The following is a 16923-nucleotide window of genomic DNA, read 5'->3' on the forward strand; positions in this document are numbered from 1 at the left end:
CTCCACCGCGAGCAAGGCCAGTATGCGATCGTTCGCGCGGGCAGCCGGAATCCATGCGGACAACCGTGTTGTCCGCATGGCGCCCATAGCCCCGGGGGTGGAATTCACCCCACGCTTGAATCCAGCCGAACAAGGCAGCATGAACGAGCGCTCCGCAGGTGAGATCCAGGGAGGTGGGAAGGTGCGAGACCGAGGGACCACGTCCGGCGAGGGCCGGGCGATGACCTTGATCGCACTGGGAGGGCGGGCCGAAGCGTCCGCTCGTCTGGACTGCGACCTGCCGGCCGAGCCGTCATCAGCATGCATGGCACGCGCCCGTGTTCGGGGGCACTACGCCCTCAGGGGCAGCGATGACAGGCTGGACGACCTGGAACTGGTTGTCGGCGAACTGGTTGCCAACGCAGTGGACGCGTCGACGGACGGCCAGCGGGTGCGGGTGCGCCTTGCCCACGAGCACGCCCACGTCCTCGTGGAGGTCTTCGACCATTCCAGTCTCCCGCCGGTCCGCCGCAACGCCGAACTTCTCGCGGTGCGGGGTCGCGGGCTGGAAATCGTTGACGCGCTGACAAGCGCCTGGGGTTGGTACCCCACCTCCTTCGGCAAGGTCGTCTGGGCATTGTGCCCTGCGCCATCTGCTCAGCCCTGACCCCCGCTTCTCGCTTCTCACGCACGCCCGACGAGTCGCACTGTCCCGCGTGCCTGTCTTCTTCCATCAGCCAGGAGGTCTGCTTCGTGTTGCCCGAAATCCCATCAGCGCCCACGTGGCGCTTCCACAGAGCCGTGGTGACCGGTGGCAGCGGTTTCGTTGGCTCGCACCTGTGCGAGGCGCTGCTCGCTCGCGACACCGAGGTTGTGTGCGTCGACAACTTCTTGACCAGCAGCCCGGACACGCTCACGCGCCAGCTCGGCGCGGACGGGTTCGCGCTGCTAAAGCACGACGTGTGCGCCGCGTTCGACGTACCGGGTGAGGTGGACCTGGTGCTGCACCTGGCCTCGCCTGCCTCCCCAGCCGACTACCTCAAGCTCCCGCTGCAGACCCTGCGCGCCGGATCGGCGGGGACGCTGAACGCGCTGGAACTGGCCCGCCGTAAGGGGGCCCGGTTCGTGCTGGCATCGACCTCGGAGGTGTACGGGAACCCGCTGGTGCATCCCCAGCCGGAGACGTATTGGGGGAACGTCAGGCCGACCGGCCCACGCAGCGTCTACGACGAGGCGAAGCGGTTCGCGGAGGCGACGACCGCCGCCTACCGGCGGGAGTTCGGCACCGACACCGCGATCGTGCGGATCTTCAACACCTACGGGCCGCGGATGCGCCCCCACGACGGCCGCGTCGTGCCGACCTTCATCCGGCAGGCGCTGAGCGGCGAACCGCTGACCGTGGCCGGAGACGGAAGCCACACGCGATCCCTGTGCTACGTCTCGGACACCGTCGACGGGTTGCTCGCGGCCGCAGAAAGCACGCTGGCGGGGCCGGTGAACCTGGGCTGTCCCGAGGAGCTGACTGTTCGGGCGATCGCCGAACTGGTAGGGCAGTTGTGCGGCTCCGATTTGCCACTCACCTTCACGCCGCTGCCGGCGGACGACCCGGCTCGCCGCTGCCCCGACATCTCGCTGATCCGTCAAGCCACCGGCTGGCAGCCCCGGGTCCCCTTGCGGGATGGTCTGACGGCCACCATCGCCTGGTTCACCGGTCAACTCGCCACTCCCATCCCGGCTGTGAGGTGACGCCATGTCCTCGCTCCTTCCTCCCGCTCGTGCCCACGACAGCCTTGCCGCAGCCGACCTCTCCAGTGGCCTCGCCGCTACCGGCTTCGGCGTCGCACCCGCAGTCGTCACCGGACCACTGCTGTCGGCACTGCGTGACGAGGCCCAGCGCCTGATCGACGCCCACGACGGCACCCCGGGCTACTCACCCGACTACTGGACCTTCACGGACTCGGCGACCGGAGACGAGGTTCTGTACCGGATCCACCGCCTGGAGCAGCAGCCGGGCGCCGTCCACGCAGCGAGCCTGTTCGCGGACGGGCCGCTGCACCGATTGGCCGAGGATCTATTCGGCGGGCCGGTGCGGGCCACCGTGTGCGCGATGATCGTGAAGGTGCCCTGGCACGCTGCTGCGGTCCCATGGCACCGCGACCGGACCGAGGTGCCGGCCGGGAGGGTGTGCAACCTGAGCCTGTTCCTGGACGACTGTGATGCCGCCAACGGTTGTCTGCAGTTCGTCCCGGGCTCTCACCTGCTGGCCGACGACGCCGACGCGGAGAGGGCGCGGCTGGCGGGGCCGGTGGTGGAGCTGCCGATGCGCGCGGGGGACGTGGCCGTGCACGACGTCCGCGCCGTGCACGCCTCGCTGCCCAACCACAGCGCGCGGATCCGCCGCAGCATCGTCGTCGAGTTCGCCTCCTCCGCCTGGGAGCTGTCATGAGCGCCGAACGGCCCGGACGCGTCCGGGTGGCGACGGTCACGGTGGGGACCAACGAGCGGCGCTGGCTGGAGCCGTGCGTGTCCACACTCGTCGACTCGGCGTGCCCTGAGGTGGAGCTGACGGTGTGGTACGTCGACAACGCGTCCCGGGACGGCAGCGCGGACTTCGTCCGTGAGCGCTTCCCCCAGGTGCGGGTGATCGAGAACGCGTGCAACGAGGGCTTCGCGCGGGCAAACAACATCGGCATGCGCGCCGCGCTCGCCGACGGCGCCGACTACTTGTTCCTGGTCAACCCCGACACCCGGACGCCCGCGTCCCTGGTGGCCGACCTGGTGGCGTTCGGCGAGGCATGGCCCGAGTACGGGATCTTCGGCCCGATGCAGCACCGCTACGCGCCGCACTGCACGCGGATCGCGTGCGGGGACTGGAACGACTGGTCACGGACGGCCGTGCGCTGGGACGAGCAGCACGCCTTCGCCGGAGACTGGCCGGACCATCCCTCGCCCGCCGGTCCGCTGGAGAGGCGAGCGCCGGACACACTCGAGCACGCCTACGTCCAGGGCGCGGCGCTGGTGGTACGCGGTGAAGTCCTGCGCAGGGTCGGGCTGTTCGACGAGGTGTTCCACACCTACTACGAGGAGACGGACCTGTGCCGACGCGCCCGGTGGGCCGGATGGCGGGTCGCGCTGTGCCTGACGCTCGGCATCGAGCACCAGGGCGGCGGGGGTGCGGGCCAGGGCGTCTACCGACGTGTCCAGATGCGGCGAAACCGCTACTACTACCTGCTCACCGATATCGACTGGTCGCCGTTGGACGCCGCCCGACTGGCTGCACGCTGGCTGCTGAAGGATTTGCGCGGACGCAGCGTGGGCGGACGCACCACCTGGTGGCGGGGCTGGTGGGAGACGGCGCGCGCTGCGGGCTGGCTGGCTGCCCGGGCGGGCGTGATCTGGACTCGGCGGCGCGAGTACCGGCGGCTGCGTACCGCCGGCTCCCGGCCCGCGAAGCGAATGGCCGGCGCCGAGACGGCTGGGGGTGCCAGGTGACCGGGCCGAGGATCGTGTTCGCCGGGGACTTCCACTGGCAGGCCGGCTCCAGCCACACGATCGCGGAATACGTGCGGACCGCCGCCGAGGTGGGCTGCGAGGTGGCGGTCTCCCGCGAACTGTCCCGCCTGGACGGCCATGTGGACGCGGTGCTGCCGTTGGTCGACGATCTTGCCTGGGGCTCGCACCTGGTGCTGGTCTTCGAGGGCCGCCAGTTCCTGGATGCACAGCGGCTCGACCTGGTTGAGCGGCGCATCCCTCGTCGGTGTCGGCTGATCGTGGACCCCGACGGGCGCTGGGGGCCATACCTCGCCTGCGGCACGGACGACGAAGGCGGACCGGAACGGCACGCCGCCTGGCAGGACCTGTATCGGCGGCTGTCGGCTACGGTGTTGCAGCCCCGGCTCGGCCAACTGCCGGACGGCGCCTGGTTCTTCAGCTACTTCGGAATGCCCCAGCCGGTCGCCGCGCGCAGACCGGCCCGCTGGGACCTGCAGTACGTGGGCGCGAACTGGTGGCGCTGGCGGCAGTTCGCGGACCTGGTCGAGGCGGCCCGGACGGCTCTGGGTTCCGGGCGTGTGCGGGTGTGTGGGCGCTGGTGGGACGGCGCCCCGCATCCCGAGCACCTTGCCGCCACCGGCAACGAGCCCGGCTGGCTCGCCGCCCGCGGGGTGGACGTACGCCCGCCGGTTCCGTTCGGGCAGGTCGTCACCACCATGGCCGAGTCCGTGCTGACCCCGGTGCTGGCACGTCCGCTGCTGGCCCGCAAACGGCTGCTGACGCCGCGGATGTTGGAGACCCTCGCCGCGGTCGGCACCGCCCCGGTCCTGCCCGCCTCTCTGGCCTACACCCGTCACCTGTACGGCGACGCGATCGTCCCGTTCCTGCTCGGCGACGCTGCCGCGGACGCGCTGGCGCGCCTGCACCGCGAGGCCGAGGCCCGCCAGTCGGCCCTCGATGCGCTGCGGGCGGGCCTGTACCACCGCTTCAACTACCGCACCGTCCTGTCCCAACTGCTCACGTTCTTCGACTGAGATGAGGGGAACGCCTCGATGAATCATGTCCTGATCTCTGGAGTTACCAGTTGCGAGAGCCGGGGCGTGGAGGCCCTGGTCCGTTCCGTAGCCGCGCACGCCCGCTTCTGGCCCTGTCAGCGGACCACTGTGTTGACACAGACTCCCGCGCTCGACGCCGCCGCCGTGGCCGGGCTGGACACCCAGGTCCAATTCGTGGCCGACCCGTTCGTCGTCTCCCGCTCCTGGGCGGCGCATCGTCCCGCCGAGTCCGAGCGGCAACTGGCCGCCCGCCGGGACGCCCTCCTCGCGGACGCCGCGCTGGTCATCGGCACCGGCGGGGACCTGCACACCCCCGACTACGGCGTGTCCACCCGCTACCTGCGCGCACTCCGCGAGGCCCAGCAACGGGGTATCCCGACTGTGCTGGTGGGCCAGTCCTGGGGTGTCTTTGACGACACCGCCGAGGCGGACGCGCTGGTCGCCGTCGCCTCCCGCTGCGCAATGCTGAGCGTGCGCGAGGAGGCTAGCCGCGAGTACGCCGTGAATAAGCTTGGGCTTGCCGACGAGCGAATACGTCTTTCCTCCGACCCGGCGTTCCTGCTTCCCGCCGCACCGGCCGAGCAGACCGCCGCAGTCCTGGCCTCGTGCGGAGTCGGCCCCGGCGACGCCTACTTGTGCCTGGCTCCCAGCCAGGGCATCACCCGCCACAGCATGCTGACGGACGATCAGCACCTGCAGGCGCTGCTCAACCTGGTCCGCCATCTGGCAGTCGAGTGCGGCGTCCCCGTGCTGCTAGTTCCGCACTGCCACGACTCCCGACCGCACAACGACGACCGAATCCTGGTCGATCGGATCGCGGCCCTGGCCGGACACCTGGGCGTGCGCGCCGTACCCGGGGCGCTGTCGGCCCCCGAGTACAAGGCCGTTCTGGGCGGTGCCACGCTCGTCGTCGCAGAGCGGCTGCACGCCGCGATCGGCGCACTGTCCAGCGGCACACCGGCCGTCGTCGTGGGCCACTCCCACAAGTTCTCCGGCGTCCTCGCGCACGCCTACGGGCCCAACGTCCCGGCGGACGCCTTTCACCTCGACATCCACGCCCTGGCCGAGCCGGGGGCATGGCGGCCGCTGGCCAGCCTGCCCAAGGAGGCACGGCTGCGCCGCGCACTCACCGGCCGCCTGCCACAGATGATCGCCGCCGCGCGCAGCGACTTCACCGCCCTGCGCGCCGCCCTGCAGCGCTGAACCGCTGCCCCGCCATCGCGCGGCTCCTCTTGTTTCCGCTAGAGAAGGAGTACCTCCATGACCCGCTTCCTGGTGACCGGCGGGGCCGGCTTCATCGGCTCCCACATCGTGCACGCGCTGGTCGAGCGCGGCGACGAGGTGATCGTCCTGGACAACCTCGTCGGCGGCACACCCGATAACCTCCCCTCGCAGGCCCAGTTGGTGCGCGGCGACATCGCCGACCCGGTCACGGTGGACGAACTGTTCGCCGCCTACCGGTTCGAGAAGGTGCTGCACCTCGCCGCGTTCGCGGCGGAAGGGATCAGCCACACCGTCAAGCGCCACAACTACACGGTTAACCTGATCGGCAGCGTGAACCTCGTCAACGCCGCGCTCACCACCGGCACCCGCTTCTTCGGCTTCGCGTCCTCCGTCGCCGTCTACGGAGACGGCCCCACCCCCATGTGTGAGGACGACACCCCGGTCCCCGCCGACAGCTACGGCAACGCGAAACTCGCCGTCGAGCGCGAACTGGCCGTCACCATGCGCCTGCAGAAGCTCCCTTTCACCGCTCTGCGCATGCACAACGTGTACGGCGAACGCCAGAACATGGCCGATCCCTATCGCAATGCCGTCGCGATCTTCCTCAACCAGGTGCTGCGCGGTGAACCGATCACTGTCTACGGCGACGGTGGCCAGCGTCGCGCCTTCACCTACGTCGGCGACATTGCCCAAGCGTTCCTGGCGGCCGCGGAACGCGAAGACGCCTGGGGTCGCGCCCTCAACCTCGGCAGCCGCGCCACCTGGACCGTCCTGGAGATGGCCCGCGCCGTCCGCGACGCCCTCGGCACTCCTGACCACCCGATCATGCACCTGCCCGCACGATCCGAGGTCCGCGCCGCTTTCACCGACAGCGCCCGCGCCCGCCGGATCCTTGGCGATTGGACCGACACCCCGCTCCCCGACGGAATGGCCCGCACCGCAGCCTGGGCTCGCACCCACGGCCCGGTCCAGCCGACCACCTCGCTTCGCCTGGAGACGGCGGACCCCGACAGTTCAACCTGGCTCGCCTGGGCCACCGCCCGCCCAGCCGCCGGGCCCTCGGTCTCCGAGACGCCGCGAACCGACCGGACCACCACCGCATGAAGTCGCTGCCCCGCCCGGCCGTGATCGCCCTGGACGTCGGCGGCGTCCTCTACCACGATGAGCCCTTTGAGCTCGCCTGGCTGCAAGAGGTCTTGGAGCGCACCCGGCTGCCCTTGCCCGAGTTCGAGCGGCGAATGCGGGCCTTCTATCTGAGTCCGAACACCCACCGCACCGTATTCAGTCCGGCGGGCACCGCCAGTTGGACCCTGGTCCGATCCCGATGGCACACCCTGGTCCAGCCGATCCCCGGCGCCCTGGCCGCCGTCGGCATCCTGTCCAGCCGCTACGAGCTCTGCGTCATCGCCAACCAGCCGCCCGAATGCCGCGACGCTCTCCATAACCTCGGACTGGCCCAGTCCATGCGAGTGATCGCCCTCGACAGCCTGGTCGGACACGCCAAGCCCGACCTGGTGCTCTTCGCCTGGACCCTGCGCCGACTCGGCTGCCGCCCCGAAGACCTGCTCATGGTGGGTGACCGCCCGGACCAGGACGCCGCGCCCGCCCTGGCCCTGGGCTGCCGGGCCGCGATCGTCCAACACGGCGACAGCTGGCAGGCCCCAGCAGGAACCCACCCCCAACTGCTTGAAGCATACCGCCGCCTGCTCCCCGAGCGTGCCGTCCTCAACTCGCCCACGATCCCCAAGCCCTGGCTGACGTTCCCCGACCTACCCTCCCTCGCCGGCGCGCTCGCAAGCGACCTCCCGGCCCCGAGAGGAGCAGCAGCGACATGAGCATCGCCTTGACGATCGCGGTCTGCAGTAACCGTCCCGCCACTCTGCCCGGGGCTGTCGACCGCATCCTCCCGCTCCTCGACCCGGAAGACTGGCTTCTGGTCGTCTTGGACCACCCGGGTTCCGGTCCGGCGGCGGAAGTCATCGGCGCGGCAGCGCAGGACGGCCGTGTCAGGCTGCTGCACAACGGCGCGAACCTGGGCCTGTCGGCCAGCCGCAACCGGGCCTTGAAAGAGGCCCCCACCCGCTGCCTGCTCTTCCTCGATGACGACATCTCCCCCAACACCGAAGCCCTCCGAGCCGTGCGCGCCGCCCTCGCCAACGGGAAACACGTGGTCGGCACCCGCATCACCGCTGACCTTCAAGGTCAGCAACCGCCCTGGTTCCTGAGTCCGGGTCAGCTCCACTACCTCGGCTGCCACCATCCCGCCCGGCCCGCCTCCATCTGGGGAGGCTGTTTTGGCCTGGACATCGCTCACGCCCGGATGCTCGGCGTCGCCTTCGACGAGCGCCTCGGCCGGGTTGGCGCAAGCCTCGCCTCTGCCGAGGACACCACCTTCGTCCGCACGCTCACGGACCGGGGAGCGACTGCGGCCGTCCTGTACGACACCGCCGTCACCCACCTCATCCCCGCGCACCGGCTTCGCCTGCACTACCTGCTGCGCCGCGCGTACTGGCAGGGCCGCAGCGAGGTGCGCCGCGGCAACACCCGCTCCGGCCTGCGCAAGGAGTGGCAGCGCAACCGCCCCCACCATCCCGCACGCCAGCCGCGTCAGACCGCACTCGCACTGTTCTACACCGCAGCCGTCACCGTCGGCGCCGTCCGCGAACTCCTCGTCCGCCGCCCCGTTTTGGAGGCCAAGCCATGAGGATCGCCATGCTGATCCCGCCGTTCCGCTACGGCGCGGACCCCACCCAGTGGATCACCGTGCCGCCACAGGGCTACGGCGGCATCCAGTGGATGGCCGCCACCCTCATCGACGGCCTGCTCGAACTCGGACACGACGTCCTGCTCCTCGGAGCCCCCGGAAGCCCGGCACGCCGCCGCCTCACCGTCTCCGAGGCAACCACCCGGGCCGAGGTCACCGACGCCCTCGACGCCTGGTCCCCCGAGATCGTCCACGACCACTCCAACACCGAGCTGCTCCCAGAGATCGAGACGCGGCCCACTGTCAGCACCCACCACCTCAACGGCATCCCGGCCCGGCGGCACAACGGCGTCTACCTGTCCCGCGCCCAACGACAGGCGGCCGACGCGGACAAGGCCCCCGTCATCCGCATCCCCGTTAACCCCGCCCGCTGCACGTACAGCGAAGCTAAGGACGACTACCTACTCTTTCTCGGACGTGTCTCCGTCCACAAGGGCCCTTACCAGGCCGCCGCCTTCGCCTGCGCCGCCGGCCTGCCCATCAAGATCGCCGGTCCCGCCTGGGAGAGCGACTACCTCCACCAACTCCTCTCCGACTTCCCCGACACCGTCGAATACCTCGGCGAAGTCGGAGGTACCGACCGGGCACGCCTCCTCGCGCGAGCCCGCGCACTGCTGGCCCTCTCCCAGACGCACGGCGGCCCATTCGGCGGGCGCTGGATCGAGCCCGGAGCCACCGTCGTCTCCGAAGCCGCCGCCAGCGGCACTCCCGTGATCGGCAGCGACAACGGCTGCCTGTCCGAGATCATCCCCGGCGTCGGCATCGTCATCCCCGAGGGAACGCCCATCGACCGCGCACAAGCACGGGCGGCACTCACGGCACTGCCCTCGCCGGCCCATGTCCGCGAACAGGCGCAACACCGTTGGGGGCACCGACGGATCGCCGCATGCTACGTCAGCGTCTACCAGCGGACGACGCAGCAGAGCCGCAGCTGAGCCCGCCGATCCCAACTGGTGACGCTGCTTGACGGCTCGGCCTCAGCGCCTGGCCGCCACGATCCGCTGCCGGGCGGCCTCGTACAGCACCGCCGTTGACGCGTTCGCCGCGTTCAGCGAACTGGCCGTGCCTGTCATCGGGATGCGGACCATGTGGTCGCACAGTTCCCGCCAGGCCGCGCTCAGGCCCTTGGTCTCGTTGCCGACAAGCAGCAGCGTCGGGCCGGTGAGGTCGAAGTCGAAGACATCGGCCTCACCGTGCTCGTCCGTGCCGACGATCCGCACCGGGCACCCTTGCTCGCGCTGCTCCTCTACCCACACCACGACCTCACGGTGCGAGGGCACCCGCACCGAGGGCAGCGCGAACAGCGAACCCGTGCTCGCCCGCACCGACTTGGGGTCGTAGACATCGGCTGCGTGCCCAGTCACGATCACCCCGTCCGCTCCGAAGGCGTCAGCCGACCGAATGATCGACCCGATGTTGCCCGGGCTGGTGGGCCGGTCGAACACCACCCCGAGGAAATCCGGCCCGACCTTCACCCGGCCCAGATCGTCTTCCGGGATCTCCATGACGGCGATGATCTCGGGGGTCTCCGCGTTCTTCTCTCCGAGCTCCGCCAGCAGCTCCGGAGCCATCGCCACCTGATCCACCCTGACCGAGCGCAGCAGCTCCTGCGCCCACCGCGACAGCGACCGCTTGCTGTCGAAGATCAGAGTCTGGATCGGCCAGCCATGCTCGATCGCGATGTTGATCGGGCGCACCCCCTGCACCAGGAACTCGCGGGAGCGCTGGCGCTTGTTCCGGTTCGACAGCAGGGCCTCCCACTGCTGAAATCGGGCGTTACGCGAGGTGATGCGCGGTACGGCGGCCACCCGTTCCTCCAGATCGCGACTGCCAGGTCTGGTCCCGGGTAGCTGGCTTGCTGTCCCCGTACGACCAGCTAGATTACCCGCGCCAGCGGTTCGGCCGTGCGCAGCCGTCGGACTGGGCACGTTAGCGCGGGGCAGGGCTGGTCGCGGACGTAGGCAGCGTCCTCCACCGATACGCGAGCCGGACGACAGCCGACCACACGCGCGGAACTACCGCCCCCTCGAAGCCGCTTGTTCCGCATGCGCCTTCCCGTGATCCCGCGATCGTAGGAGGTGCCGGTTCTATCGAGCAGACGTCCAGGCAACCGAGCAGCGACTGCACCGATAGACGCCGTGCACAACGATGCCTCGCCAACCGTGTGATCGGCGGGGTGCTGGCGCTTCTTGATCGTCACCTGCGGCGCCATGCGTTCCCGAACGCTGCAGCGGCATACGCTTGGGAACGATGGCGCCGCCACTGCTCGGGATTCACAACCCGCAGGCTGATCACAGAGACAGGGCGATCCAGAGCTCGGCACGCGCCGCTGGGTCGTCGAGGTCGCGGCCGAGCAGTTCGCTCACCCGTCTCATCCGGTATCTGAGCGTGTGCCGGTGCACGCCGAGCCGCTGTGCCGCCGCGTCCCAGTGACCGTTGCACGTCAGGTAGGCGCGCAGCGATTCGACCAGATCGGCCCGGGAGCCGTACTCCCGCAGCGGCGCGAGGAGCGCGGCGGCGAACGACGCCCCCGCGGCGGGATCGAGCAGGGACAGCAGCCCCTGGCCGGCGAGGTCGGGGAAGCGCACGACAGGTTTGGCGGGGGTGGCCGAGGCGAGCGCCCGCTCGGCCTGGTCCAGGCCGGCGGCGAGATCCCCCGCGACATTCCCTGCGACGCGCCCGGCGGTATCGTCCGCGGAGCCTTCGACGGTGACCACTCCGGGAGAGCTCACGCCCACCCGGCCGTGCCTGCCCGCGATCTCCGCGATCGCCTCCGCCTCCGCGGCGGGAGTGATCGCCACCAGCAGGCCGCCTCGGGGAGCCGTGAAGCAGGGCAGCGCCTCGGCGAGGTCGTCGAGATCGACGTCGGCGTGAGCGCACGCCAGCACGGACAGCGGCCCCCGCGGCAGCTGGGGCGGCTGGGGCGGCTTCCGCGCCGGCGGCCCGGCCTGCCGTCCCGGTTTCCCGCTCAGCGCCGCCAGCGCCTCCTCGGCCGCCCCGACCTCGCCCGCGAGCAGCAGGCTCAGCGCCGCCGCCCGCACCCGGGCCTCGGCGGCCCGCTGCTCGCGGCCTCGCGCCCGCTCCTGCTCGATGGAGAGCGTCAGCAGCGAACCGGCCGCGTTGACGATCGTGTGCCGGGTCGGGGAGAACGGCCGGCTCGACCCGACCGCGAAGAACGCACGGCGGCCGAGCGGCTGGACGATCACGTGCTCGTCCGGGCCGGCCAGCGCCACACTGGAAAGCGTGGGCGTCCGCCTCAGCCGGATCAGCTCCGGCTCCAGCGTCCGCGCCGCCGCCTCCGCCCAACCCGGCTCCCGGCCCCCCGCCGTTCCGGCTGCGCTGCCGGTGACGCCGGTGACGCCGGTGACGTGGCCGGTGACGTGGCCGGTCACGTGGGCCGCGTGCCGTACGGCCCCGGTCTCGTCGAGCAGGAGCACCCAGCCGCCGATCTCGCGGGCCAGACGGTCGATGACGGCCTCGACGCCCTCCGGCTGGAGGGCGGCGCGGGTGAGGCGTCCCTGAGCGGCGAAGGCCCGGCTGATCTCCTCGTACTGCTCGGCCGCGAGCAGCTCGCTGACCGCCTTGCCTATCGCGATGAACGGAGTGTCCCTCGGCACCTCGAACAGCGGCAGCCCCTCGGCCTCCGCCGCCGCGACGAAGCTCGGCGGGACGGCCCCGTGGCTGAGCCCCACACCGAACCCCAGGCCGGCGGCGCCGCGTGCGACCAACCGCGAGACGTACGGCACGGCGTCGGCGTCGGCGAGGCGCATGCCGGTCGTCAGCACCAGCTCGCCGCCCTCCAGGAACGGGGTGGGATCCTCCAGTTCGCTGACCGCGACCCAGCGAACCGGCCGGTCCAGCCTCTCCCGCCCGGCCAGCACGACGAGGTGGAGCGGCGCGATCGTCGCCACCCGTCGCAACGTGGGTGCCACGCCCCCTCCATCCGCGAATTTGTCCGAGACGGCCAAAATGCCTGACTAATTCTTCCATATCGACATATCGGGAGAATCGGGGGTGCGCCATACCTTCGGAAGCATGAGCACTGCCACCACGGCAGGCGGCCCGGGGCTTCCCCAGGAGCGCCGCCTCGTCACCGAGATCCCCGGCCCCCGGTCCCGGGAGATGTTCGCACGCAAGCAGACCGCCGTGCCGCCGGGCATCGGCACCACACTGCCCGTCTTCGTGACCCACGCCGGTGGCGGTGTGGTGGTCGACGCCGACGGCAACTCACTGATCGACTTCGGCTCCGGCATCGCCGTCACCAACGTCGGCAACGCGGCCCCGCGCGTGGTCGAACGGGTGAGCCGGCAGGTCGCCGACTTCACCCACACCTGCTTCATGATCACGCCGTACGAGTCGTACGTCGAGGTCTGCGAGAAGCTCAACGAGCTGACCCCGGGCGACCACGAGAAGCGGACGTTCCTCGTCAACAGCGGCGCGGAGGCCGTGGAGAACGCGGTGAAGGTGGCGCGGCACGCCACCGGGCGGCAGGCGGTCGTGGTGTTCGATCACGGCTATCACGGCCGGACGCTGCTCACCATGAGCCTGACGGCCAAGAACATGCCGTACAAGCATCGGTTCGGGCCGTTCGCGCCCGAAGTTTACCGCGCGCCGCTGGCCTACCCGTTCCGCTGGCCGACGGGGCCGGACAACTGCGCGGACGAGGCCGCCGCCCAGACCATCGATATGATCAACAAGCAGATCGGCGCGGAGAACGTGGCCGCCGTCGTGATCGAGCCGATCGCGGGCGAGGGCGGCTTCATCGTGCCGGCGCGCGGCTTCCTCTCGAAGATCGTTGAGTTCTGCCGGGCGAACGGCATCGTCTTCGTCGCCGACGAGGTCCAGACGGGCTTCGCGCGTACCGGCGATCTGTTCGCCTGCGAGGACGAGGGCATCGTGCCGGACATCATCTGTACGGCCAAGGGCATCGCGGGCGGCCTGCCGCTCGCCGCCGTGACCGGTCGCGCGGAACTGCTGGACGCCGTGCACGTCGGCGGGCTCGGCGGGACCTATGGCGGCAACCCGCTCGCCTGCGAGGCGGCCCTCGGCGTGATCGAGACCATCCAGGAGGACAAGCTCGTCGAACGCGCCCGGCGCATCGGCGAGATCATGCTGCCCCGCCTGCGCGCGCTCCAGCGGCGCTCCCCCATCATCGGCGACGTGCGCGGGCGCGGTGCGATGATCGCGATCGAACTGGCGGACCCGGCGACCGGAGATCCGGTGCCGGCCGGGGAGATCGCGCAGCGCTGCCACGCACAGGGGCTGCTGGCGCTCACCGCGGGGACCTACGGCAACGTGCTGCGCTTCCTGCCGCCGCTGGTCATCCCGGATCACCTGCTCGAAGAGGGCCTCTCCATCCTGGAGAACATCCTTGGAGGGGACAACACCGTTTAAACAACACTAAATGGGGCACCCGGGTTAATACTGGGTGTCCCTTTTGTTGTCATACGGCTTGTGCCATGCCGCGATTTAACCGGAGTTTGGCCTACCACGCGCCGATCACGAAGGGTAACCGCGTTATAACGGTTCCGATACGCGATCGAGGGGGGACCTCCAATGGCCTGGAACCCGAACGGCGCCGGCAGGCTCATGCTGACGTTCGACCCGGCCGGCCTGACGACGACGCAACGTGACGGTGACGCCTGCGTCGTGTGCCACAAGAAGTGGCCCCGCCCCCGCGTCAGGGTCGGCCTGCTCCCCGACAACGCCCCCGTTCACGCCTGCGAAGACTGCGCCGAAGCTCTGCTGCCCGTGCCCGAGGGCAAGGTGCCACTGCCACGCCGTTCCCGCGCCGCCACATCCTGATCACTCCTTGGGTCTCCCGCTCGGAGATCGCAAAGTACGATAATCGGGGCATGAACGACACGCGGATCCCCGCCGCGTCACCATCGGCGCCGACGCCGGCGCTGGCCGCGCTGTCGGCCGGAGCAGCCGCAATCCATTTCGGCGTCATGCCCGGTCACTTCAGTGCGTCCCTGGCGCACGGCGTCTTCTTCGCCTTCGTGGGCTGGGCCCAGCTCGCCTGGGCGGCGGCCGCGCTCACCGGGCGGGGCGCCGGTCAGAACGTGCTCCTGACCGGCGCGTTCTTCAACCTGGCGGTGCTCGTGATCTGGCTGGTCGGCACGACGGCCGGGCTCCCCTTCGGCCCCGGCGCGTGGACGCCGCAGCCCGCCCAGGCGCCCGACCTGCTGTGCGCGACCCTGGAGCTCATGCTGATCGCGGGCTCGCTCGTGCTGGCCGAGCGCCGGACGCCGCCGGGAACCGTACCTTCCGAACCTCTGCCTTCTGGAGCTCTGCCTTCTGGAGCTCCGCCTTCTGGAACCGGGCCGGCCGAGGACGAACCGGCTCACGCCGGGCCCTTCCCAGCCGTGCTTTCCTGGCCCGTGCTTTCCTGGGTTGGGCGACCCTGGGTGAGGCGCCTCAGCGTGGCGACGCTGTCCGGCCTGGTGGCCGTCGGCGTCGCCGCCTCGTTCACCCCATCGATCGCGGCCTCCGTCTCCACAGCACTGGCGGAGTCGGCGAGTTCGACGAGCCCCGCCGACCCGCGCCTCGGCCACCACCATCACGGGACCGCCGCGGCGGCGCCCGACGCCCAGAACGCGGGGGATCAGAACACGGGAGCCCAGAACACGGGCGCGCAGGCCGCCGTCGCCAACGCACTGCTGGAGGTGACGAGACGGGAGGCGACCAAGCGCTGGCCCACCGCGCGCGACGCGGAAAAGGACGGGTACGAGAGCTGGACGGAGGGCGAGGGCGTGCGACAGCTCGCCAAGCCCGCGCTGCTCGACGACGGCGCGGCCCTCGACCCGGCACGGCCCGAAGCGCTGGTCTACTACGAAAAGCCCGACGGTTCCTCGACGCTGCTCGGCGTGGTCTACATCATGCCGCCCGGCCTGCCGGGACCCGCCGTCGCCGGCCCGCTCACCCCGTGGCAGCCGTACCCGGTTCCCTGTCCGGCGAGCTCGTGCACAGGCCCCCAGGGAATGTCCGACATGCTGCGCGTCTGGCTGGTCGACTACCCGGGCGGCCCGTTCGCCGACGCCACCGGCGCCGGCCTGAAGTCCGCCATCGACCAACTGACCACCAGCTGACCCGCCCCTCCCGTGATGTGAGGGGGGTGGGGGTGGGTGTCAGCCGGCCACCTGGGACCAGCGGGCGATCCACTGGTCGTAGTCGGCGGGGCGGACGGCGAAGTAGACGCCCTTGAACGCGCCCGGCTCGCCCACCCGGTAGTCCACGCAGACCCGCCGGGCGCGGCCGGTGCAGGCACTGGGGTTGGCGGGGGCGAACCCGGTCCAGGCCGACGCCTGACGTTGCACGTCCGCCGAGCTCGTCCAGGTGAGCCACCGGTACGCGCACGATGGGTGGGCGGCCTGTGCCGACACCAACCAGGAGTCGACCCAGCCGGTCACCGGCCGGTCGCCGACCGCTCGCACCGGCCTGTCGCCGCGGCTCAGCACGTCCCGGTGGTACGGCGTGGCCTGGGCGAGCCGTACGGAACCCGTGGCGAAGCCCTTGACGACATCGATGGGATCACTCCAGAAGACCCGTTTGTCCGGCTTGTCGAACAGCTCGGCCGCCGCGTCGAGTTGGTCCGGGGTCAGCTTGAACGGATCCTTGATGCGCGCGCCACGATCTCTCAGCACCAGCGCGGCGTCGGCCAGCGACAGCGGGCTGTCCCTGAACATGACCGGCCCCTCGTCCTCGAAGATCGCGTCCGCGCCGTCCGGCTCGACCTCGCTCGAGTCGTAGAGCACCTCGTTGAGACCCCACAGGTACGGCACGCCGTACACCCGGCCGTCCTCGGCCGACGACTCGCGCAGCCGCTTGGGAATCTCGCCGTAACCGGGGAGCAGCGCGGTGTTCAGCGGCGCGGCCTTCCGCTCGGCGATCAGCCTTCCCGCGACCTCGGGCGGTGCCGAGATCACGTCGAAGGACGACGGGGCGGGCACGCCTGCCCCGTCGTCTCGTGAGGGGTCGTAGGACTTGAGGCTGACCTTGCAACCGGTCGTCTTCTCGAACTCCCCGACCCAGCTGACCTTGGGGTCGGTGCCGCCCCACTCGACGTAGCCGTTGAGGGCGAGCACACGGACCATCCGCTCGCCGGGACCGATCGACGCGAGCGGCGCCGGACCGGGTCCGGACGCCTGCGCGGAGGGAGATGGCGACGCCGATGGAGACGGCGACGGAGACTGCGATGGCGACGGAGAGGCGGAATCCGGCAGGACGGCGGCCGCGACGCGCTCGGCCGCCTGCCCGGCCACCGGCGTGCCCGGTGTCCCGGCCTCCTGCCCTACGCTCGCGGCACGTTGTCCGCCTCCGCCGGTCCCGCCGCATGCCGTGGCCAGCAACCCGGTCACCGAGACGGCGACCACCAGTCGGTGCGTACGGCTCACGCGAACGACCCCC

General features: G+C 70.8%; 16 protein-coding genes. 13 read left to right on the top strand and 3 right to left on the bottom strand.

The window, feature by feature from the left end:
- Positions 1–181: 181 nt before the first annotated feature.
- The 10 genes from Mth01_RS05110 to Mth01_RS05155 all read left to right on the top strand — a co-directional run bounded on the left by Mth01_RS05110 (position 182) and on the right by Mth01_RS05155 (position 9449).
- Positions 182–646, top strand: a complete 465-nt coding sequence (locus tag Mth01_RS05110; RefSeq protein WP_204012064.1) for an ATP-binding protein — start codon at positions 182–184, stop codon at positions 644–646.
- 86 nt (positions 647–732) lie between these two features.
- The gene (locus Mth01_RS05115; RefSeq protein ID WP_239089371.1) at positions 733–1725 is read left to right on the top strand and encodes a UDP-glucuronic acid decarboxylase family protein; all 993 of its coding nucleotides are present in this window, start codon (positions 733–735) and stop codon (positions 1723–1725) included.
- A 4-nt stretch (positions 1726–1729) separates the two neighbouring features.
- Positions 1730–2425: a phytanoyl-CoA dioxygenase family protein gene (locus Mth01_RS05120; RefSeq protein ID WP_204012067.1), complete on the top strand. Its 696-nt coding sequence runs from the start codon at positions 1730–1732 to the stop codon at positions 2423–2425.
- A complete protein-coding gene (locus Mth01_RS05125; RefSeq protein WP_204012071.1) occupies positions 2422–3471 on the top strand; it encodes a glycosyltransferase family 2 protein in 1050 nt (349 codons plus the stop codon). The genes Mth01_RS05120 and Mth01_RS05125 overlap by 4 nt, the downstream gene beginning before the upstream one ends.
- A complete protein-coding gene (locus Mth01_RS05130) occupies positions 3468–4505 on the top strand; it encodes a glycosyltransferase family protein (RefSeq protein ID WP_204012073.1) in 1038 nt (345 codons plus the stop codon). The genes Mth01_RS05125 and Mth01_RS05130 overlap by 4 nt, the downstream gene beginning before the upstream one ends.
- A 132-nt stretch (positions 4506–4637) precedes the next feature.
- On the top strand, positions 4638–5729 hold the full coding sequence (locus Mth01_RS05135; protein WP_204012075.1) for a polysaccharide pyruvyl transferase family protein: 1092 nt from the start codon (positions 4638–4640) through the stop codon (positions 5727–5729).
- 57 nt (positions 5730–5786) lie between these two features.
- Positions 5787–6854 (top strand): NAD-dependent epimerase/dehydratase family protein, encoded by a 1068-nt coding sequence (locus Mth01_RS05140; RefSeq protein ID WP_204012077.1) that lies wholly within the window; start codon positions 5787–5789, stop codon positions 6852–6854.
- On the top strand, positions 6851–7585 hold the full coding sequence (locus Mth01_RS05145) for an HAD family hydrolase (protein WP_204012079.1): 735 nt from the start codon (positions 6851–6853) through the stop codon (positions 7583–7585). The genes Mth01_RS05140 and Mth01_RS05145 overlap by 4 nt, the downstream gene beginning before the upstream one ends.
- Entirely contained in the window at positions 7582–8454 is an 873-nt protein-coding gene (locus Mth01_RS05150) for a glycosyltransferase family 2 protein (RefSeq protein WP_204012080.1), read from the top strand. The genes Mth01_RS05145 and Mth01_RS05150 overlap by 4 nt, the downstream gene beginning before the upstream one ends.
- Positions 8451–9449: a glycosyltransferase gene (locus Mth01_RS05155; RefSeq protein ID WP_204012081.1), complete on the top strand. Its 999-nt coding sequence runs from the start codon at positions 8451–8453 to the stop codon at positions 9447–9449. Before Mth01_RS05150 ends, Mth01_RS05155 begins: the two co-directional genes overlap by 4 nt.
- 42 nt (positions 9450–9491) lie before the next feature.
- Here the strand turns inward: Mth01_RS05155 and Mth01_RS05160 are convergent, their stop codons facing one another.
- Together Mth01_RS05160 and Mth01_RS05165 are read right to left on the bottom strand one after the other, a co-directional pair.
- Positions 9492–10322: an RNA methyltransferase gene (locus tag Mth01_RS05160; protein ID WP_204012083.1), complete on the bottom strand. Its 831-nt coding sequence runs from the start codon at positions 10320–10322 to the stop codon at positions 9492–9494.
- A 483-nt stretch (positions 10323–10805) separates the two neighbouring features.
- The gene (locus tag Mth01_RS05165) at positions 10806–12446 is read right to left on the bottom strand and encodes a PucR family transcriptional regulator (RefSeq protein ID WP_204012085.1); all 1641 of its coding nucleotides are present in this window, start codon (positions 12444–12446) and stop codon (positions 10806–10808) included.
- 103 nt (positions 12447–12549) lie between these two features.
- On the opposite strand from Mth01_RS05165, the gene gabT reads away from it, so the two are divergent.
- The 3 genes from gabT to Mth01_RS05180 all read left to right on the top strand — a co-directional run bounded on the left by gabT (position 12550) and on the right by Mth01_RS05180 (position 15605).
- A complete protein-coding gene (gene gabT, locus Mth01_RS05170) occupies positions 12550–13908 on the top strand; it encodes a 4-aminobutyrate--2-oxoglutarate transaminase (RefSeq protein ID WP_204012086.1) in 1359 nt (452 codons plus the stop codon).
- Positions 13909–14070: 162 nt separating this feature from the next.
- Positions 14071–14319, top strand: coding sequence for a hypothetical protein (locus tag Mth01_RS05175; protein ID WP_204012087.1), 249 nt, complete (start codon positions 14071–14073; stop codon positions 14317–14319).
- 50 nt (positions 14320–14369) lie between these two features.
- Positions 14370–15605 carry a hypothetical protein gene (locus tag Mth01_RS05180; RefSeq protein ID WP_204012089.1) on the top strand — a complete coding sequence of 412 codons (1236 nt, stop codon included), beginning with the start codon at positions 14370–14372 and terminating at the stop codon, positions 15603–15605.
- A gap of 39 nt (positions 15606–15644) precedes the next feature.
- Here the strand turns inward: Mth01_RS05180 and Mth01_RS05185 are convergent, their stop codons facing one another.
- Complete coding sequence (locus Mth01_RS05185) at positions 15645–16910, bottom strand: extracellular solute-binding protein (protein ID WP_204012091.1); 1266 nt, start codon at positions 16908–16910, stop codon at positions 15645–15647.
- Positions 16911–16923: the final 13 nt, after the last annotated feature.

This window comes from Sphaerimonospora thailandensis (assembly GCF_016863115.1).
GTDB classification, from domain to species: Bacteria; Actinomycetota; Actinomycetes; order Streptosporangiales; family Streptosporangiaceae; genus Sphaerimonospora; species Sphaerimonospora cavernae.

Bases quoted from the DNA above. Each gene is read 5' to 3' on its own strand.
- Mth01_RS05150 (WP_204012080.1), top strand. From the start codon at position 7,582: ATGAGCATCGCCTTGACGATCGCGGTCTGCAGTAACCGTCCCGCCACT.
- Mth01_RS05140 (WP_204012077.1), top strand. From the start codon at position 5,787: ATGACCCGCTTCCTGGTGACCGGCGGGGCCGGCTTCATCGGCTCCCAC.
- gabT (WP_204012086.1), top strand. From the start codon at position 12,550: ATGAGCACTGCCACCACGGCAGGCGGCCCGGGGCTTCCCCAGGAGCGC.
- Mth01_RS05120 (WP_204012067.1), top strand. From the start codon at position 1,730: ATGTCCTCGCTCCTTCCTCCCGCTCGTGCCCACGACAGCCTTGCCGCA.
- Mth01_RS05180 (WP_204012089.1), top strand. From the start codon at position 14,370: ATGAACGACACGCGGATCCCCGCCGCGTCACCATCGGCGCCGACGCCG.
- Mth01_RS05155 (WP_204012081.1), top strand. From the start codon at position 8,451: ATGAGGATCGCCATGCTGATCCCGCCGTTCCGCTACGGCGCGGACCCC.
- Mth01_RS05125 (WP_204012071.1), top strand. From the start codon at position 2,422: ATGAGCGCCGAACGGCCCGGACGCGTCCGGGTGGCGACGGTCACGGTG.
- Mth01_RS05145 (WP_204012079.1), top strand. From the start codon at position 6,851: ATGAAGTCGCTGCCCCGCCCGGCCGTGATCGCCCTGGACGTCGGCGGC.
- Mth01_RS05175 (WP_204012087.1), top strand. From the start codon at position 14,071: ATGGCCTGGAACCCGAACGGCGCCGGCAGGCTCATGCTGACGTTCGAC.